General features: G+C 69.6%; 14 protein-coding genes. 12 read left to right on the forward strand and 2 right to left on the reverse strand.

Annotated features, from left to right (window positions below):
• Positions 1 to 383 precede the first annotated feature (383 nt).
• From VM221_01705 to VM221_01745, 9 genes are all read left to right on the forward strand, one after another.
• Positions 384 to 1,289 (forward strand): homocysteine S-methyltransferase family protein, encoded by a 906-nt coding sequence (locus VM221_01705; GenBank protein HUT73532.1) that lies wholly within the window; start codon positions 384 to 386, stop codon positions 1,287 to 1,289.
• 190 nt (positions 1,290 to 1,479) lie between these two features.
• On the forward strand, positions 1,480 to 2,574 hold the full coding sequence (locus VM221_01710; GenBank protein HUT73533.1) for a glucose-1-phosphate thymidylyltransferase: 1,095 nt from the start codon (positions 1,480 to 1,482) through the stop codon (positions 2,572 to 2,574).
• 4 nt (positions 2,575 to 2,578) lie between these two features.
• Positions 2,579 to 3,352 carry a dolichyl-phosphate beta-glucosyltransferase gene (locus VM221_01715; protein HUT73534.1) on the forward strand — a complete coding sequence of 258 codons (774 nt, stop codon included), beginning with the start codon at positions 2,579 to 2,581 and terminating at the stop codon, positions 3,350 to 3,352.
• 58 nt (positions 3,353 to 3,410) lie between these two features.
• The gene (rfbD, locus tag VM221_01720) at positions 3,411 to 4,310 is read left to right on the forward strand and encodes a dTDP-4-dehydrorhamnose reductase (protein HUT73535.1); all 900 of its coding nucleotides are present in this window, start codon (positions 3,411 to 3,413) and stop codon (positions 4,308 to 4,310) included.
• Positions 4,311 to 4,322: 12 nt separating this feature from the next.
• Complete coding sequence (gene ileS / locus VM221_01725) at positions 4,323 to 7,088, forward strand: isoleucine--tRNA ligase (GenBank protein HUT73536.1); 2,766 nt, start codon at positions 4,323 to 4,325, stop codon at positions 7,086 to 7,088.
• Positions 7,085 to 7,456, forward strand: a complete 372-nt coding sequence (locus VM221_01730) for a TraR/DksA C4-type zinc finger protein (protein HUT73537.1) — start codon at positions 7,085 to 7,087, stop codon at positions 7,454 to 7,456. The genes ileS and VM221_01730 overlap by 4 nt, the downstream gene beginning before the upstream one ends.
• Positions 7,457 to 7,481: 25 nt before the next feature.
• Complete coding sequence (gene lspA, locus VM221_01735) at positions 7,482 to 7,958, forward strand: signal peptidase II (GenBank protein ID HUT73538.1); 477 nt, start codon at positions 7,482 to 7,484, stop codon at positions 7,956 to 7,958.
• A gap of 2 nt (positions 7,959 to 7,960) precedes the next feature.
• Positions 7,961 to 8,740, forward strand: a complete 780-nt coding sequence (gene lgt, locus VM221_01740) for a prolipoprotein diacylglyceryl transferase (GenBank protein ID HUT73539.1) — start codon at positions 7,961 to 7,963, stop codon at positions 8,738 to 8,740.
• The gene (locus tag VM221_01745) at positions 8,727 to 9,764 is read left to right on the forward strand and encodes an RluA family pseudouridine synthase (GenBank protein ID HUT73540.1); all 1,038 of its coding nucleotides are present in this window, start codon (positions 8,727 to 8,729) and stop codon (positions 9,762 to 9,764) included. Before lgt ends, VM221_01745 begins: the two co-directional genes overlap by 14 nt.
• A 105-nt stretch (positions 9,765 to 9,869) precedes the next feature.
• Here the strand turns inward: VM221_01745 and VM221_01750 are convergent, their stop codons facing one another.
• Both VM221_01750 and VM221_01755 read right to left on the reverse strand, forming a co-directional pair.
• On the reverse strand, positions 9,870 to 11,324 hold the full coding sequence (locus tag VM221_01750; GenBank protein ID HUT73541.1) for an HD domain-containing phosphohydrolase: 1,455 nt from the start codon (positions 11,322 to 11,324) through the stop codon (positions 9,870 to 9,872).
• 21 nt (positions 11,325 to 11,345) lie between these two features.
• On the reverse strand, positions 11,346 to 13,532 hold the full coding sequence (locus VM221_01755; GenBank protein HUT73542.1) for a HEAT repeat domain-containing protein: 2,187 nt from the start codon (positions 13,530 to 13,532) through the stop codon (positions 11,346 to 11,348).
• 246 nt (positions 13,533 to 13,778) lie between these two features.
• Here VM221_01755 and dut point away from each other — a divergent pair, with 246 nt between their 5' ends.
• The 3 genes from dut to VM221_01770 all read left to right on the forward strand — a co-directional run bounded on the left by dut (position 13,779) and on the right by VM221_01770 (position 19,844).
• Positions 13,779 to 14,255: a dUTP diphosphatase gene (gene dut, locus VM221_01760; protein HUT73543.1), complete on the forward strand. Its 477-nt coding sequence runs from the start codon at positions 13,779 to 13,781 to the stop codon at positions 14,253 to 14,255.
• 475 nt (positions 14,256 to 14,730) lie between these two features.
• The gene (locus tag VM221_01765) at positions 14,731 to 17,754 is read left to right on the forward strand and encodes a glycosyl hydrolase (GenBank protein HUT73544.1); all 3,024 of its coding nucleotides are present in this window, start codon (positions 14,731 to 14,733) and stop codon (positions 17,752 to 17,754) included.
• 74 nt (positions 17,755 to 17,828) lie between these two features.
• Positions 17,829 to 19,844 carry a DUF2723 domain-containing protein gene (locus tag VM221_01770; protein ID HUT73545.1) on the forward strand — a complete coding sequence of 672 codons (2,016 nt, stop codon included), beginning with the start codon at positions 17,829 to 17,831 and terminating at the stop codon, positions 19,842 to 19,844.
• The last annotated feature ends 25 nt before the right edge of the window (positions 19,845 to 19,869 follow it).

Genomic DNA, 19,869 nt, shown 5'->3' on the forward strand with positions numbered 1-19,869 from the left:
CGTGAAGCGCTCACCCAATGGGTGTGTCATCCCGAGTGGCTAAGCCCGGAGGGCCGCTGGCTAGGCCTAAAGGCCGCCATCCCGGTCTCTGACCTAGGGACACGGCGGTCGCTCCGCGACCTAGCCGCAACGCGAGGGATGCCCTACCGGGTAACGCTGCCTTCCCGTTGGGGAGGCAACGCCTTCCCAACGGGAACTGCTCGCGGCTGCAATGGTTGGCCTTGGGCATCCCTGGTAGGGGATTCCTCGGTCGCGTCGCTTCCTCGGAATGACATAGCCGGAGCCTTTCAGCTCGGCTCAGGACAGGCGCCTCGCCTACCATAGTCTTTCTTCGCGTCTTTGTACCTTGGTGGTTTGGTTCGCGACGTGAGGCAGGAGCGACTTTGAGCGAACAGACGAACAGCGCCCGGTTATTGGCCCGGCTGAGCCGCGCCCCGCTCATCGGCGACGGCGCCATGGGCACCATGCTGGAGGCCGCCGGCCTGCTCGCCGGGGCCTGCCGCGAGCTGTGGAATATCGAGCAGCCGGATAAGGTGCTGGGGGTCCACCGTGCCTACGTCGAGGCGGGCTCCGACATCATCGAGACCAACACCTTCTTCGGCGGCAATCGCATTCAGCTTGCGAAATGGGGTCTCGGGGAGCGCGCGGCGGAGTTCAACCAGGCGGCAGTGCGCCTGGCGCGCGAGGCCGCAGGCGGCGCACCGGCCGCGGACGGGGCGATAATGGTGTCGGTGTCCATGGGGCCGACAGGCGAGGTGCTGGCGCCGCTGGGCAATCTCGACCCCGCGCAGGCCGCCGATGCTTTCCGCGAGCAGGCCCAGGCGGCGGCCGAGGCGGGCGCGGACGCGGCGACGGTGGAGACCTTCTACGCCCTGGACGAGATCAAGCTCGCGATCGCGGCCGCGCTCGCCGCGGGATTGCCGGTGATGGCGACCATGACCTTTGAACCCAGCGGGCGCACCATGATGGGGGTTGCCCCGGCTGACGCCGCTCGCGCGCTGACGGACTACGGGGCGACCATTGTCGGCGCCAACTGCGGCACCGGGCCCGAGGTGATGGTGCCTGTGATCGAGGCGATGATGGCGGCGACCGACCGACCGCTCATGGTGCAGCCGAATGCGGGGATGCCGCGGCTGGTGGGCGGCAAGACCACCTTCCCCGCAACTGCGGAGACCATGGCCGATTACGCAGCGCGCTTTGCGCAGATGGGGGTCAAGGTCATCGGCGGGTGCTGCGGCACCACCCCCGACCACGTCCGGGCGATGGCCCGCCGTATCCGGGGCGGATAGGGCTTGCAGGCAGCCAGCGCACGAGCCCTTCGGCGGCGCCGAAAGCGAACTTGCGCCCGCCGGAGGCGGGTGAACTTCCTTTTGCCAGCAGACACTGGCCGGCGGCGGCAGGGCTGAGCCATCTGCGGATCGCCTCGTTCTGCTTCGCCTGGAATGCGCGGAGCGGACGAGATCTGGGGAGGGCACGGTATTGAAGGGAGTGATTCTCGCGGGAGGCCGGGCGACGAGGTTGCGCCCGCTGACCCACACCATGACCAAGCACCTCATCCCGCTGGCCAACAAACCCATCATCTACTACTGCCTGGAGTCGCTGGCGAGAGCCGGCATCAAGCAGGTGGCGGTCGTCGTCGGCTGCCGCCACCCCGACTACCCCGGCAGCATTGACACCGGCCCCGAGATCATGGAGGCGGTGGGCGACGGCGAGCAGTGGGGGCTGCGGGTGACCTACGTCGAGCAGGACGCCCCCCGCGGCATCGCCCACGCGGTGGGCCTGACCCGCGACTTCGTCGGCGACGACTCGTTCGTCGTCTTCCTGGGGGACAACTTCCTGCCCTCCGGCATCCACGACTTCACGCGCGAGTTCGAGCGTAACCAGGCTCACGCCATGATCCTGCTGTGCCGGGTGCCCAACCCGCGCGACTTCGGGGTGGCGGTGCTGGAGGGGGAACGGGTGGTGCGCCTGGAGGAGAAACCCGAGCACCCGCCGAGCGACCTCGCGCTGGTCGGCGTCTACCTCTTCGACCGGCACGTGTGGCGGGCGATTGACAACCTGCGCCCGTCGGGGCGAGGGGAGCTGGAGATCACGCATGCCATCCAGGCGCTGATTGACGAGGGGCTGACGGTGCGCTCGCACGAGGTCCGGGGTTGGTGGAAGGACACCGGCACCCTGGGCGACCTGCTGGAGGCCAACCGCATCGTCCTCGACACCCTGGCCGAGAGCAACCAGGGGCAGGTGGACGGCCGCAGCCAACTGCTGGGGCGGGTCGTGATCGAGCAGGGGGCCACCATCGCCAACAGCGTCATCCAGGGCCCCGCCATCATCGGCCGCGGCGCCCGGGTGGTGGACTCGGTGGTGGGCCCCTATGTCTCGCTCTACTGCGATGTCGAGATCGAGGGCAGCGAGCTGGCGAACAGCATCGTGCTCGGGGCAAGCGCCATCCGCCGCATCCCGGGACGCATCCGCGACAGCCTGATCGGCAAGAACGTGGTCGTCCATACCAGCGACCGCCGCCCCGCGTGGCACCAGTTCATGCTCGGAGACTCGAGCCAGGTGACCCTCGGATGAACAGGTGAGCAGGGGAACAGGTGAGCAGGGGAGCGAGACCGACCGGGCGGCGCCCATCCACCTGTCGGTGATCATTCCGGCGCACGATGAGGCGGAGCGCATCGGGCCGACGCTGGAGCGCGTCATGGAGTACTTGCGCGGTCAGCCGTACGTATGGGAGATCGCGGTGGTGGACGACGTCAGCCGCGACGCGACGGCGCGGGTGGTGGCGCGCTTCCAGCGCGACGAGCCGCGGCTGCGGCTGCTGCAGCGCGAGGCCGACCCGGGCAAGGGGGCGGCGGTACGGGTGGGGATGCTGGCGGCGCGGGGGCGGTGGGTACTGTTCTCCGACGCCGATCTTTCCACCCCCATCGAGGAGGTAGAGAAACTGCTGGCGGCGGTGGAAGGAGAGAGTTGCGACATCGCCATCGGCTCGCGAGGGCTGCCGCAGTCGGACCTGCGGGTGCGCCAGCCGTGGTATCGAGAGGGGATGGGGCGCATCTTCAACCTCATGGTGCGGGCGGTGGCGCTGCGCGGATTTCGAGATACCCAGTGCGGGTTCAAGCTGTTCCGCGGCGAGGTGGTGCGCGATCTCTTCCGCCGCCAGACCATCACGGGATTCGCATTCGACGTGGAGGTCCTGTTCATCGCCCTCAAGCGCGGGCTGCGCGTCAAGGAGGTGGCAGTGACGTGGATCAACTCGCCGCGCAGCAAGGTGGATCCGGTGCGCGACTCGCTGCGCATGCTGCGCGATATGCTGGGTATTCGGATCAAGAGCCTGCTGGGGCTGTACCGGTGAGCGCCGGGCGCGGGCCTGCACCTGGCTCGGCCACCACTGGGAGGGCGCGAGTGAAGCGATGCGCATAATGGTCACCGGCGCCCAGGGCATGCTGGGGCGCGAGCTGGCGGCGCGGCTGGAGCGCGAGCACGACGTGGTGGCGGTGGATGTCGGCGACTTCGACATCACTGATTGCGCCGCCGTCGAGGCGGGGCTGAGGCAGGCGCAGCCGGACCTGGTGTGCCACTGCGCGGGCTACACCGATGTGGACGGCTGCGAGCGCGACCCGGCGCGCGCGTTCCGCGTCAACGCCTTGGGCGCGTGGAACGTCGCGGCCGCCTGTAGCCAGGTCGGCGCAGGTATGATATACATAAGCACCGATTTCGTCTTCGACGGCGAAAAGGGAGCGCCCTACACCGAGTACGACGAACCGCGACCACTGGGCGTGTACGGCGCGAGCAAGCTCGCCGGTGAGCGTCACGTGCGCGAGCTGGTAGTGCGCCACTTCATCGTGCGCACGGCGTGGCTGTTCGCGCCGCACGGGCGCAACTTCGTGCTCAGCATCCTGGGCAAAGCGCGGGAGCACGCGGTCTCCGCCGCGGCGACGGGGGAGCGGCCAACGCTGCGAGTGGTGGCGGACCAGGTGGGCTCGCCCACCAGCGCCGCCGACCTGGCCGATGCCATCACCCGCCACCTGGTGGGGTCGCGGCTTTACGGCACTTATCACATAACGAACGCTGGAGGCAGCTCGTGGGCGGAGTTGGCGGCGGAGGCGCTTCGGCTGGCAGGCAGCCCGGCGCGGGTGGAGCCCATATCGGCGAGTGAATGGCCGACGCCGACGCGGCGGCCGGCGTACTCGGTCCTGCGCCACCTGAGCCTGGAGCTACAAGGGCGCGACGACCTGCGCCCGTGGCCGGAGGCGCTGGCGGAGGTGGTGGCGACGTTAGGGGCTACAGCCGAGGGCGGTTGTGCCACATGAGAACGGGAGACCATGGAACGCGAGACTAGGAACTACCGGGACACGCTCAACCTGCCGCGCACGGCCTTCCCCATGAAGGCCAACCTGCCGCAGCGCGAACCGGAGATCCAGGCGCGGTGGGATGAGCTCGATCTCTACGCCCGCATCCAGGCGCAGAACGCGGGGCGCGAGCAGTACATCCTGCATGATGGGCCGCCCTATACCAGCGGCGACATCCACCTCGGCCAGGCGCTCAACAAGATCCTCAAGGACATCGTGGTCAAGTTCAAGACGATGCAGGGCTACGACGCGCCGTTCGTGCCGGGGTGGGACATGCACGGGCTGCCGACGGAGATGCGGGCGCTGCGCACCTTCGACCTCGACCGCCACCAGATCGAGCCGATGGAGCTGCGGGGGCGCGCGCACGAGACCGCGGTCAAGTTCATGGAAGTGCAGCGGCGGCAGTTTCGCCGCCTGGGGGTGCGCGGCGAGTGGGAGCACCCGTACCTGACGGTGGACCCGACCTACGAGGCCGCGGTGCTGGGCGTATTCCGCGACCTGGTGGCGCACGATGCGGTCTACCGGGGGCTGAAGCCGGTCTATTGGTGCGCGACCTGCGAGACCGCGCTGGCGGAGGCGGAGATCGAATACGCGCCGGCGACCTCGCCCTCGATCTTCGTCAAGTTCGCGCTGGTCAGCGATGTGCGCGAGCGCTTCCCCGACGCCCCCGCGGGGACGCCCGCTTACCTGGTTATCTGGACCACCACGCCGTGGACCCTGCCCGCTAACGTCGCCGTCGCCGCGCACCCGGGGTTCGAATATGCGCTGGTGCGGGCGGGCGACGAGCTGCTGGTGATGGCGGCGGAGCTGGTGGGAGCGGTGATGACGGCGGTCGGGAAAGATGGATACGAGGTGCTGGCGACGCGGCCGGGGGAGAAGCTGGAGGGCCTGCGCGCGCGCCATCCGTTCGTGGAGCGCGAGCCGGTGGTGGTGCTCGCCGACTACGTGACCCTGGAGCAGGGCACGGGCCTGGTGCACATCGCGCCCGGGCACGGCAAGGAGGACTTCGCCACCGGCCAGCAGTACCGGCTGGCGACCTTGAGCCCGCTCGACGGGCGCGGGATTTTCACGGCGGAGGGCGGGAAGTTCGCGGGCCTGCGCTACGACCAGGCGGAGGCGCCGATCCTGGCGGAGCTGCGAGAGCGCGAGGCGCTGCTGGCGAGCGCGGAATCAGAGCATTCGTATCCCCACTGCTGGCGCTGCCACCAGCCGATCATCTTCCGCGCCACCGAGCAGTGGTTCGTGGCGGTGGACAAGTTCACGCGCGAGGCGCTGACAGCGATTGAGGGCGTGAAATGGGTGCCGCCGTGGGGGCGCGAGCGCATCGTCGGCATGGTGGCGGAGCGGCCGGACTGGTGCATCTCGCGCCAACGGGTGTGGGGCATTCCCATCCCCGCATTCTACTGCGAGGGCTGCGGCGAGCTGCTGCTGACCCCGGAGACGGTGGAGGCGGTGCGCGCGGTATTTGCCGAGCGCGGCAGCGACGCGTGGTTCACGCTGCCGGCGGCGGAGCTGCTGCCGGCGGGCACCGCCTGCGGCGCGTGCGGCGGAACTGAGTTTCGCAAGGAGAGCGACATCCTCGACGTGTGGTTCGATTCAGGCGCGAGCCACGCGGCGGTGCTGGAGACACGCGCCAACCTGCGCTCGCCCGCCGACCTCTACCTGGAGGGCAGCGACCAGCACCGGGGGTGGTTCCAAGCCTCGCTGTGGACCTCGATCATCGCCCGCGGGCGCGCGCCCTACCGCTGCGTGCTCACCCACGGGTTCTTCCTCGACGAGACCGGGCGCAAGATGAGCAAGTCGCTGGAGAACATCGTTGACCCCAACGCCATCGCCGAGGTCTATGGCGCCGATATCCTGCGGCTGTGGGTCGCCTACGTGGACTTCAAGTCCGACATGCCGATGTCGGAGTCCATCTTCGAGCAGGTGATCGAGGCCTACCGGCGCATCCGCAACACCGTGCGCTTCATGCTCGGCAACCTCTACGACTTCGATCCCGCGGCGGACGCCCCGGCGCCCGCCGACCTGGCGGAGGTTGACCGCTGGGCGCTGCACCGGCTGGGGGAGCTGACGGAACGGGTCACGCGCGCCTACGAGGATTTCGAGTTCCACCGCGTCTATCACGCGGTCAACGACTTCTGCGCGGTGGACATGTCTGCGTTCTATCTGGACATGCTGAAGGATCGCCTATATACTACCGCTGCCGGGTCGCGCGGGCGGCGCTCGGCACAGGCGGCGCTGTACGCGCTCGCGGGCGGGCTGGCGCGGCTGCTGGCGCCGATCCTGAGCCATACGGCGGAGGAAATCTGGCAGCACTTGCCGGGCGCGCACGAGGATAGCGTGCAGTTCGCGCGGTGGCCCGCGGCTGACGGGTGTGACCCGGAGTTGGGGCGCCGTTGGGAGGAGATTCTGCGCGTGCGGGAGCAGGTCAACCGCGCGCTCGAGCGCGCGCGCACGACCGGCGTGGTGGATCAGCCGCTGCACGCCGCGGTCACCATCCACGCGCCGCAGCCGCAGGCGCGCTTGCTGCGCGAGCTGGGGGACGAGCTGGCGCGAGTGCTGATCGTGTCGCAGGCCGAGGTGCGGCCGGCGGCGGAAGCGGCGGTCGAGGTGGCGGCGGCGCCGGGCGGCAAGTGTGCGCGCTGTTGGTTGGTGCAAACCACGGTGGGAGAGCAGGCGGGACATCCGTCGCTGTGCGCGCGCTGCGCCAGCGTGATCATGGGAGAGGGCGAGGCATGAAGACGGCTGAACTTGAGCGCTTTCGCAAGCGGCTCGAGGCCGAGGAACAGGACTTGCTCGAGCGACTGCGCGAGATCGCGAGCACCAAGGGGCGCGCCACCGAGTCGGAGGTGGTGATGGAGCTGTCGGGGTACGATGACCACCCGGCGGACATGGCCTCGGAGACGTTCGAAAAAGAGAAAGACCAGGCGATGCTGGAGGGCATCCACCATTCGCTGGCGCGGGTGCGTAACGCGCTCGCCAAGGTCAAGCGCGGCACCTACGGCAAGTGTGACAACTGCAGCCGGCAGATCGGCCTGCAGCGCCTGCGGGCGCTGCCTCACGCCACGCTGTGCGTCGAGTGCCAGGGACGGCGGGAGACGAGATGATCCCTCCCGGCGGCAGCGGGCGAACATGATGCGCGCGCGCTGGCCGCTCCTGCTGGGGGTGGCCGTCGCCGCGCTGGCGGCGGACCAGGCGACCAAGACGGCGGCGGTGGGCCTGCTGTCCGCCCATCACCCGCACCCCGTCGCCGGAGGCTGGCTGCGGCTGACGCTGGAGCGTAACCCCGGCGGCGCCTTCGGCCTGCTGCCCCAGGCCACGACCTACCTGATCGCGGCCTCGACGGTGATCGCGCTGGCGCTGCTGGTGTACGCTCGCGCCGCCGTCGCTCACTCCACGCTGCTCACGGTGGCGGTGGCGATGCTGCTGGGGGGGGCGCTCGGCAACCTGGTTGATCGCGTGCGCCTGGGCCACGTGGTGGATTTCATTGACCTGCGGGTGTGGCCGGTATTCAATGTCGCCGACATCGCGGTGACGGCGGGGGTGGGGCTTATCATTCTGGCGGCGGCGCTGCCCCGCCGCCGCCAGGCAACGGAAAGCGAGAAGTAAGAGTGCGGCCGACGCTGTTCAGACTGGGGCCGCTGGAGGTGCGCTCCTACGGCGTGATGCTGGTGCTGGCGTTCGTCGCCGGCACGCTGTGGGCGATGCGCGAGGCGCGCCGTCGCGGGCTGGCGCCGGAGCGCATGATTGACGGCGGGCTGGCGGCGCTGGCGGGGGGACTGATCGGCGCGCGCATCGTCTTCGTGGCGCTCGACCCCTACCTGACCTGGCGCGACCTGCCGTTCGTGTGGCGCGGCGGGCTGTCGTTTCACGGCGGGCTCATCGGAGGCCTGGGTGCGGTCGCCCTCTATGCACGTGCGACCCGCACCGCCCTCGCCGCCATGCTCGACTGCGGGGCGCCGGGGATGGCTCTGGGCTATGCCGTCGCGCGCATCGGCTGTTTCCTCAACGGGTGCTGCTATGGCGGCCCCAGTGATCTCCCCTGGGCCACGCGCTTCAGCGACGGCGGCGCCGGCCTCACTCCGCCCAGCCACCCGGCCCAGCTCTACGCCAGTGCGGGCAGCCTGGTGATCTTCGGGCTGCTGCTGCTGCGGCGGCCGGGCGCGCGCGCCGGCGGCCAGCTTTTCGCCGCCTATCTCGGTCTCTACGGCGTGCTGCGCTTCGTCGTCGAGTTCTGGCGCAAGGGCTATACCGCGCAGGTGCTGTGGGATGGCCTGACCCAGGCGCAGGTCGCCAGCCTCGGCCTGATGGCGCTTGGAGTTATTGGGTGGTTCGGGCTCAAGGGGCTGGCAAGGCGGGCCGGGAGAAGCAGCCTGGATGAACGGGGATGAAGGCGGAGGCAGGGGCAAGGCATGCTGCGCCCCGACGCCCATGACGCGGCTCGTAGTCGCGTCCGCCGACGCGGGCGAGCGCCTCGATGTCTTGATTGCGCGACGCGCGCCCGAGCTGTCGCGGGCGCAGGCGCAGCGGCTGATCAAGGCGGGCGCCGTCACGGTTGACGGGAAAGCGGTGAAGCCCCGCTTCGTCGTGCGCGCGGGCCAGGAGATCACCATCAGCCTGCCGCCGCCGCAGCCCACGCATCTGATTCCCCAGGCGCTGCCCCTCGACATCCGCCACGAGGATTCCGATCTGATCGTCGTCAACAAGCCCCCGGGCATGGTCGTGCATCCGGGAGCCGGTCGCCGCCAGGAGACCCTGGTCAACGCGCTGCTCGCCCACTGCCGCGATCTGTCCGGCATCGGGGGCGAGCTGCGGCCGGGGATCGTCCACCGGCTGGATAAGGATACCTCGGGGCTGCTGGCGGCGGCCAAGAACGACTTCGCCCACGCCGCGCTGGCGGCGCAGCTCAAGGCGCGCACCGCGGGGCGGCGGTATCTGGCGCTGGTATGGGGACGGCCGCGGACGGATCACTTCGTCGTGCGCACGTTGTTGGGCCGGCATCCCTCACAGCGGGTGATGATGGCGGTGCTCGACCCCGCGCGGGAAGGCAAGCCCGGGGCGCGCGAGGCGATCACCGAGGTGCGCGTGCGCGAGGTGCTGGGGCCGATGACCCTAGTCGAGGCGCGGCTGCAGACCGGGCGCACCCACCAGATCCGCGTACACCTGGCGCACGTGGGGCACCCGGTGGTGGGCGACCCGACGTATGGAGGGGGGCGGAGCAAGGCGGAACAGGGGCGGCTCAATGCCGAGACGCGGCGGCTGGTCGCGGCCCTGCCCGGGCAGGCGCTGCACGCTTACTACCTGGCCTTCGACCACCCGCGCAGCGGCGAGCGCCTGGAGTTCACCGCCGACCCGCCGGCGGAGATGCAAGCGGTGATCGCGCACCTGCGGGGGCGTGCATCTGAATCAGCTTAATCGCCAGCCCGACCGCCGCAGGACGCGCCACGCTCAGGCTCGCCCCCGGCAGCGGGGAGAACGGGCTCACAAGAACATCTCGGGGCCGATGCTGCGGAAGGTGGGCTAGCGCGCGAGGACGGAGGCGATCTCGGCGATGCGGCTGACCGGCTGCAGGCAGTCCACGATGGAGCGCGAGTGACCACCATGAGGGTCGCGCACGCTGAGGTCGAGGCGCTTGAAGCCGCGCACCATGCCGCCGTTGGCATCGGCGAGCAGGCGCACCACCGGGCGCGAGAGATCGCGCTCGCTGCCGCCGCTGACCACCGCCCACTCGCCGCCGTCGAGCTTGACGATGGCGCCGACGGGATAAAGCCGCAGCAGTTGGGCGAAGCGCCGCAGCAGACGGGGCTCGAACTGGCTGCTGCCGGAGTAGAGCATCCACCCCGCCGCCTGCTCCGGTCGCACCGGCGCGCGGTAGGGGCGGACGGTGGTTAGGGAATCGTAGCAGTCAACGATGGTGCAGATGTGGCTGTAGAAGTTGAGCGCGCGCGGCCGCGCGGTCTTGGGATAGCCGGTGCGGTCGTGCTTGATGTGATGCTCGAAGGCCACCACCGCCGCCAGGTCCGGCACGCCGGGGGTGGTGGCGAGCACCTTGGCGCCAACCAGGGGATGGGTGTGCATGACCATCCACTCCTCTTCGGTCAGCGGCCCCGGCTTGCGCACGATGTCGAGCGGCACGAAGACCTTGCCGATGTCATGGAGGATGCCGGCCATGCCCAGGTCTATCATCTGCTTCTGGTTGAGCCCCAGGGTGCAGCCGAAGACCATGGCGACGATGCAGACGTTGACCGAGTGCTCGTAGAGGTACTCGTCATAGCTCTTGATGGCGGCCAGGCTCACCAGCCCGGAGCTGTCGTAGAGCAGCGAGCTCAGCATATCCTCGACCACCGCGCGCACCGCCACCACGTCTATGACTTGCCCGCGCTCGACCGCGTTCATGGCGCGGCGGACGGTGTCCACGGCATCCTGGTAAATCTCGAATGCCTGGCGCTCCTGCATGTCGTCGGGCTGGTCGCTGCGGCGCGGTTCGAGCACGAGGTGGGTGACGCCGTGGCCCTCGAGCGCGCCCTTGGCGCCGCCCTGAAGCTCGAGCGCGCGGGGATCGGTGATGAGCACCTCCGCCAGCACCGCCAGCTCGCGCTGCTCCACCGCGGGGGTGATGGTAATGCAGCCGACCTCGCGCGCCAGCAGCTCCTCCGCCAGCGGCACCAGCGTGCCGATATTGTCGGGCAGCGGCAGGTTGTCGAAGACGAACTGATCGGTCTGAACGTTGATTTCCAGCCGGGGGCGTTCGCGCAGCAGCACGTTGAGGCGTTCGGTCGCCTCCTGCAGGCAGTCCACGGCAACCGAGTGCTGCACGCCGTAGAAGGTGCTGTTGCGCACCGCCGTCGCCACCGCCACCAGCGCCTGCTCCACCTGCGTGGAGAACTGCACGGCGGCGGCGTTGCTGTCATCGGTGCGGGCTGGGTGGCCCCCCCGCGCCGTAGGGGTGCCCACGTTCAGGTCCTGTTCAGTCACGCGTTCGGCTCCATTTGAAGGTTAGGCCCGGGGGCGGTCGGCCTGCATCTCCTCGAACATCTCCTGGCACGCCGCGCGCACCGCCGGCCGCTTGTCCTTGATGTAGCCGGCGAGCACATCCAGGCACTCGGGGGTGCCGATGCGCTTGAGGGCCGCCGCCGCCGCGAGCCTGGTTTCGTCGGCCCTGGCGGCCCCGAACCAGGGGCGGCGCCGGAGCACGCGCGATAAGGTTTGGATCGCCTGGCCGCCGGCGATCTTGCCCAGGGCGCAGATCGCCTCGAGCTGGTCGCCAATGGCTCGGCCGGGCAGAGCCGAGCCGCCGGTAGCGACCCGCGACAACTCGGGCACCGACTCCGCGCTGCGCAAGTCGCCGAGGGCAGCGATGGCGGCGCGCCGGATGGACGGGTAGTGGTCGGTGACGCCGGGCAACAGCAGTCGTGCGGCTCCCGGGGAGTTGGTCTTGCCGAGCGCCTGCACCGCCATCAGGCGCACCAGCACGTCGCGCGCGCCCAAAGCCTTGCCCAGCCCCTCGAGCGCCTGCGGCGTGGCTATGCGCGACAGCACGCGCACCACCGCTTGCCCGGTCTGGGTGTAGCCGCTGTGCAGCGCCCGGCACAGCTCCGGCACCGCTTGATCGCCCAGGCGCACCAGCGCCTCCATCACCGCGGTGTCGGCGCCCGGCATCAGCGGCTCCGCGATCAACTGCGTCAGCATCGGCGCGGCAGCCTTGCCCAGGAAGACCAGAAGCTCGGTGGCCGTTTCCGCCTGGTCCGGGGTCGCCGCGCGAATCATCTGCCCCGCGAAGCGCAGGATGGCATCGGTGCCGATGGCCTCCAGGGCGGCGCGGGCGCGCAGGCGCTGCCAGGCGGGGTAGTCGCCGGACTCGTTGGCGTGGCGGGCGAGACTGGCGAGGGCGGAGAGCGCGGCCGCTCGCTGGTTGTGGTCCATCAGCTCGCGGGTCTTGCGTTCCAGCTCGGTCGCGACCTTGGAGTAGCCGTCGAGCTTGGTTTCCTTGTCGAGGACTTCCAGCAGGGTCGTCACCGCATCGGCGAGGGTGGTCTGCCCGCGCGCCGACTGGAGCAGGTCCGTCATCTCCTCCCACGGCGACAGGGGCTCGAACTTCATCGCGGCGATGCCGTTGAGGATCATCGCCAGGCGGCTGGCAGGGCGGTGGGCGTCGGCGCCGAGCAGATGCATCGCCTGGTCACCGCGTTCGGTGCCGACGAAGGCGTCGGCCAACTCACGCGGGAGGTTGCGCGCCTCCGCCAAGGCGGCGGCCAGCTCCCTGAGCACGCCGGGCAGACGTTCGTTGGCGGGGGAGGCGACGACCTCATCCGGGCTGGGCGGTCCCTGCCCCGTGTGGTTGGCGTGGAAGGCGAAGATGCGCGGGCGCACCGCCGGCGGCAGCTTGGCGACCGCCGCGCGCACGTTGGCCTTGACCTTCTCCCATTCGGCGCTGGAGCGCGCCAGGATGATGCGCTCCAGCCGCTGCACGATCTGGCCCACGAACGCGGAACGGCCGCCCTCGGCCGCTTGCGCTGCAGCGCCGGTCAGGCATTCCGCGAGCAGGCGCACCACCAACGCCGGGTCGGCCAGCACATGGAGTAGCTTGTCATAGGTCTCCTCGTCAACGTCGTCGGCGTCCGCACACAGGATCTCGGCCAGCTCCGCGATGAGCGCGTCCCAGTTCGCTTCCAGGAACTGGGCGGTGATCGCTTGCTCCGCGACCGGCGCCTCGTCAGCGAAGCACAGGTCCTCCACCTCGATGCCCGTCACCCCCGAGGCCAGCAGGATCTGGCGCACGCCGCCGCGGGCGCGCAGCCGCGCCGCTGGCAGGTCCATCGCCGCCAGCAGCACTGAGAGCTCGGTGGGGTCGACGGCGGCGCGGAAGGTGATGGCCAGGATCCCGTGCTGGCGCAGGCGCTTGGCGAGGGCATTGGTGTCGGCGGTCTGGCGATGGGCCTGGTCGTCAATAAGCAGGCCCACCTCGGTCGCGGTCAGGGTCAACTTGCCGCGTTCACGGAGAGCGGTCTCCAGCGCCAGGCACGCCTCGTCGCGCGCCGTCATCGCAATCGGGTGGTCCTCCTGGTAGAGGCTCGCCGCCCGACGTGCGGCGACCAGGCGGTCAAACACGACCGCCAGGTCGCCAGGGATCGGAGACACCGCACGGAGCAGAAGCTCCCGCGCTTCGGTGGTCTCGCTGGTCATGCCGAATCGCCTCGGCGAAACGAGTTTCCGCTGACCCGCCGGCAGCGGCGGGCCGCCGCTTCATACCAATCGGCTATATTCCACATCCGGGGTGCGTTTGTGGTCTCCGCCGGCCGGGCGCTGGCGCCGCAGCGTACAGGCGGGTTCCACCACGCCCGGCCCTGCCGTGGGGCAGGAACGGAATCGTGATCAGCGAAATACCCCTCGGCGGGGACGCGCCCGCGCCAGCGGCCGACGCCAGACCCAATGACCAAGCGCATCCGCATAGAGGTCGAACGCCTGCCGCAGGGCCGGGGATTGCCGCTGCCGACGTATCAGACCGCCGGCGCGGCTGGGATGGACCTGCACGCGGCGGTGGAGACGGAAGCGGTGATCGCGCCCGGGCGCTGGGCGCTCATTCCGGCCGGGATCAAGATCGCGGTGCCCCCCGGGTACGAGGCGCAGGTGCGCCCGCGCAGCGGGTTGGCGCTGCGCCACGGGGTGACGCTGCTCAACACGCCGGGGACCATTGACGCGGACTATCGGGGGCCGGTGGCGGTGATCGTGCACAACGCCGGCCGCGAGCCGTTCGTGGTGCGCCGCGGCGATCGCATCGCGCAGCTGGTGATCGCGCCGGTGTGCCGCGCGGAGCTGGCGGAGGTCGTGGCCCTGGACGACACCCCGCGCGCCGGCGGGGGCTTCGGGCACACGGGATTGTCCGCGGAGATCACAGAGGACACGTAGGAAGCGACTCAGCCGCAGATGAATACAGATGAACGCGAATGAGGGGCAAGGGAAACAGCAGAGCTCGAGCGCCGCGGAGTTGGCCACGCTATGGGGAGTGACACCCGATGCGACGTGGCTTAGAGCCGGATTATGCATTGTCAACGTGAAGCGCTCTCCCGATGGGTGTGTCATCCCGAGCAACGCGAGGGATCCCCTACCGGGGTTGCTCGCGGCTGCAATTGTTGGCCTTGGGCATCCCTGGTAGGGGATTCCTCGGTCGCGCCGCTCCCTCGGAATGACATCCCCGAAGCCTTACGCATAATCCGGGTTAGACCCTATCCCAGGATTGACAGTCCATGACCAATGTCATTGCGAACGAAGCAAGGGGTCTCGCGTGGCACGGGATTTGCCAGCCAGAGGCGTGTGAGCTTCGCTGCGCCCATGACCGTTGGCTCGTTTTCGGGATAGGCGCTTGGTGGAGCGGAGGAAGAAGATGAGGCTGGAGGAGAAGTTTCGGCGGGCGGGGCGCGACGGCAAGCGGTATCGGGGCGCGCCGTTCTGGTCGTGGAACGATGACCTGGAGCCGGAGGAGCTGCGCCGCCAGGTGCGCGAGATGAAGGAGCAGGGGCTGGGGGGCTTTTTCATGCACGCGCGCGTCGGCCTCATCACGCCGTACCTGTCGGAGCGCTGGATGGAGTGCATCGAGGCCGCGGTTGACGAGGCGCGCCAGTTGGGGCTGGAGGCGTGGCTTTACGACGAGGACAAGTGGCCGAGCGGCACGGTGGGCACGGTGATCCCGGACCTGGGGCCCGAGTGGCAGCAGAAGACAGTGGAGCTGGCGGAGGTCTATGCCGACCAGTTCGAGCCGCAGCCCGCTCCCGTGGCGACCTTCATCGGGCGCCGCCGCGGCAACACCGTCAGCGACGTGACCTATCTGCCCGACCACCGCCTGCCGAGCACTGTCGGCGACCGCACGGTCTTTCATTTCTACGTGCAGACCCACGGCCGTGCGGATCTGCTGAAGCCAGCCGTGGTGAAAAAGTTCATGGAGCTCACCCACGAAGCCTACCGCCGGCGCGTGGGCGCGGAGTTCGGCAAGACCATTCCCGGTATCTTCACCGACGAGCCCTCTTTCCGCCACGTGCCGTGGACTGAGGGTCTGCCGCTCTTCTTCCGCGAACGCAACGGCTACGACCTGGTGGAGAACCTGCTGTCGGTATTCTACGCGGCGGGCGATTTCCACCAGGTGCGCTACGATTTCTGGAGCACGGTGACCGACCTCTACGTCGAGAATTTCACCCGGCGCCTCCACGATTGGTGCGCGCGCCACCGCCTGGCGCTCACCGGCCACTTCCTACACGAGGAGACGCTGCTGAGCCAACTGCGGCGCATGGGCGCCGCCATGCAGCACTACGAGTACCTGCACATGCCGGGGATTGACCACCTCGGGCGCCGCATCGGGGATCCGCTGCTGTGCAAGCAGGTGTCGAGCGTCGCCCACCAGTTCGGCGGCCGCCGGGTGCTGTCCGAGACCTTCGGCGCCGTGGGTTGGAACCTGTCGTTCGAGGACCAGAAATGGATCGGCGACTGGCAATACGCGCAGGGGGTGGACCGCTTGTGCCAGCACCTGGAGCTGTACTCGATGAAGGGCGAGCGCAAGCGCGATTACCCGCCGTCGCTGTACTACCAGCAGCCGTGGTGGCCGCACAACCGCGTCGTCGCCGACTACTTCGCGCGCCTGGGCGCCGCCCTCACCAGCGGCAAGCATCGCTGCGACGTGCTGGTGCTGCACCCCATCGGCAGCGCGTGGGCGGTGCACGATCCCAACGACGAGCGCCCGGTGATGGAGCTCAGCGGGCAGTTCTCGCGCCTGAGCACATTCCTGCTGCAGATTCACCGCGACTACGACTACGGCGACGAGAGCATCATCGAACGCCACGGCGGGGTCGAGGGCGACAGCCTGCGCGTGGGCAGCGCCCGCTACCGGGTGGTCATCGTGCCGCCGAGCGTCAGCCTGCGCACCCGGGTGCTCGACCTGCTGCTGCGGTTCGCGCAGGCGGGGGGGCGGATCATCTGCGTGGAGCCGCTGCCGGCGCTCGAGCAAGGGGTCGCCTCCGGGCGACCGGCGGAGCAACTGCGCCGGGTGGCGACGATCATCCAGCTCGACCGCGACGAGCTGCGGCTGGCGCTGGAGGGCATGGTGGAGCCGGAGATCGTGGTGCTGGAGCATGACTCCGCCGTGGAGCGCGCCCTGCACGCGCTGGGGCGCCATGAGGAGGACGCGCACACCATCTTCTACCAGCAGCGGGAGGTGGGAGAGCGGCAGCTCTTCTTCCTGGCCAACACCGACAACCACCGGGAAGTGCACGCCGAGGTGCGCCTGCGCGGCCGCGGGCTGCTGGAGGAGTGGGACCTGCGCACCGGCAGGGTTACGCCCCTGCCCGCGCACTACGCCGGGAGCTACACGGGCGTGCGCGTGACCTTCGCCCCGGCAGGGTCGCGCCTGCTCGCCCTCAACCGCGCTCACGAACCCCTGGAGGGGAGCGCGCCGGTCTTGCGCCAGGTGCGCCGGGTGGCGTTTGAGGATCAGTGGCAGGTGCAGCCGCGGGAGCACAACGCGCTGACGCTGGACTACTGCGCCTACCGCCTGGGCGAGGGCAAGTGGCAGCCGCAGGTGCCGACGATCTGGCTGCACCAGGTGGTGCGAGAGCTGACGCAGCCGACGGCGCTCGGCCTGCGCTTCACCTTCCCGATGGAGTCCGATCCCGCGCAGGCGCGCGATTGCTTCCTGGTGGTGGAGCAGCCGGAGCGCTACACCATCACCGTCAACGGTCACGCCCCGCCCCCGGAACACGGGTGGTGGACTGATATTTCCTGGCGCAAGCTGGACCTCGCGGGCCTGCTGCGTCAGGGCGTGAACGTGGTGGAGATGATCGCCAGCGCGGGGCCGGAACTGGAGGTCGAGAGCATCTACGTCGTCGGCGATTTCGGCGTTGTGCGCAGCGGCGCGCGGTGGGAGGGCGGCGCGCCCATGTTCGCGCTGGTGGCGGCGCCGACCGAAGTGCACACCGGCGATCTGGGCCCGCAGGGGTACCGGTTCTTCCGGGGTTCGATTGCCTATCGGCAGGACTTGCGGGTGCCGCTGCAGGCGGGGCAGCGGGCGTTCCTGCGGCTGGAGGGACTGGAGGCGGCGCTGGCGACGGTATGGGTCAATGGCAAGCAGGCGGGGCACCTTCCGTGGCGGCCGCACGAGGTAGAGGTGACGGCGCTGCTTCACCGGCGGCGCATCAACTCGTTTGAGATCGAGCTGCACGGCACCTGCCGCAACCTGCTGGGGCCACATCACAACGCGGCCGGCGACCCCGTCGGCGTCAGCCCCGACCTTTTCCTGGGCGGCGCGCAGTGGCGGGAGGACCCGCGCAGCCCCGATCGCATCTGGCGTGACCACTACAGCTTCGTCCCCTTCGGCATCACCAGGGGAGCGCACGTGGCGATCATGGAGGAGGCCAGGGGGTAGAGGGAGTGCGGCTGGTTGGCGCCTCCCGGTGTGGGTCATGACGCGACAGACGGATGGCAGCACGTGAGAGCACAGTGACGGCAGCGCGGAAGAAGAAAGAGGAAGCCCGCGCCGCCGCGGAACCGGAACCAACGCGGACGCGCGACCGGGGGCCGTGGGTGGCCGCGCTGGTCACGGGGGCGGTGGCGATGGGGGTGTATGTCGCCGCCCTGGCGCCGACCTTCGTGCGCGGCGATAGCGCCGAGCTGATGGTGGCGGTGCATGTGCTGGGCGTGCCGCACCCGACGGGGTATCCCTTGTTTCTGCTGCTGGGCAAGGCGTTCGAGGTGCTGCTGCCCATCGGCACCGTCGCCTACCGCTTGAATCTGGTTTCCGCGCTCTACGGCGCGGCGACGGCAGGCGGGTTGGCGTGGGTGGCGGCGAGGGTGAGCGGGCGCGCGTGGTGCGGGATGGCAGCCGGCCTGATGGCGGCGCTGAGTCAGGGTTTGTGGTCGCAGTCGGTCGCGTTCGAGGTCTACTCGCTGCACGCCCTGACGGTGGCGCTGATGCTGGCGGCGGTCGTTCGCTGGGAGGACACGCGCTCGCGGCAGTCGGCCTACCTGGTGGCGCTGATGGCGGGGCTGGGGCTGGCGCACCATCGCACCTCGCTCTTCTTCAGCTTGCCCGCGTGGGCGCTGTGCCTGTGGGGGACGCGCGGGCGCGACTGGAAGCTGGCGCTCAAGATGGCGGGGATCACGGCGGCGCCGAACCTGCTCTACCTGCTGCTGATTCCGCTCGCGAATCGTCACCCGGTGATGAACTGGGGCGCCATCCACCTGGGATGGCGCTACTGGTGGTGGCACGTCACCGGCAGGCAGTTTGCACAGTGGGCGTTCGCGCGCTCGGCCGCGGAGGCGCTGACGACGGCGACCGAGCACTGGGCGCCGCTCATCGCGCAGCACACGCTGGTGGTGCCGGCGTTGGCGGTGGTGGGATTGGCGGCGACGCGCAGGACCGTGCTGCGGGTGGCGACGCTGAGTGGATTCATCTTCTCGGCGATCTACGCCTACTCCAACATGGTGCCGGACCGCCTGGTATTCGCGATGCCGACCGAGCTCGTGCTGGTGTTATGGGCCGCGATCGGGCTGGGGGTGGTGACGGCCTGGTTGGGTCGCCGGCGGTCGGGGGCGGGTGGGCGGTGGCCGGAACTGGTGATGGCGGTGGCGGCGGTGGCGCTGGTGGCGCACCTGCTGCTGGTGAACTGGCGGGCGATGGACAAGCGCGGCGACTGGAGAATGTATAACGAGAGCCTCAACGCGCTGCAAACCCTACCCCCGGACGTGACCCTGCTGGTAGATGCGGATTTCACGCTGCACGGTTCCTATCCCTACTTGCAGCACATCGAGGGCTACCGGCGCGACGTCACGGTGGTTCCGGTGGACCTGGTGCGGGAGCACTTCGGATGGGCGAACATCGAAGACCCCGTGGTGAAGAGAGCCGCCGTGCACGCCTACGAGATCTCGCCGCCATGGCCGGCCAACCCCAACCTCAGGGCCCCGTGGGTGTACCCGCCGTACCTGACACGGGCGCTGATGGCGACCAAGGGGAAGCGCCGGCTGTTTGCGCAGTTTGACAACACGGTGCGCACATCGGAGTACGTCTGGAAGGACTACGGGGTGTTCATGGAGGTGCTGGAGAGCTGGCCCGAGATGGAGCAGCCGGCGACGGGCGCGCTGCCGCAGACGGGGACGGTGAACTGCGTGGAGGTCGAGGTGGCGCCGAGGTCGCTGCGGCCGGGCGAGGTCTTCCACATGAAGTTTCGCTGGCAGGTGCGGGAGCGGCTCGAGCGGCTGGTGCCGGTACTGCTGCATTTCCCCCGGGTGGTACCCGCAACCGGCGAGCTGGAGGAGGGGTTTGGGGTCCAGTTTCCGCTGGCGTACGGCAAGGTGCCGCTGGATGCCAACCGGCCGCACCACGTATATGTGCAAGCGATATCGTGGACGGTGCCGAAGAACGCGCGCCCTGGCAAGTACGCGATGGCGCTGATGGGGCCGTCGGACCAGGAAGGGGAAGTCCGGATGCTGCCGGTGACGCTGGAGGTCGAGCGCTAGTGCCCAGTCAACGTATTCCTGCAAC

The sequence above is a fragment of the Armatimonadota bacterium genome, assembly GCA_035527535.1.
Lineage (GTDB): Bacteria > Armatimonadota > Hebobacteria.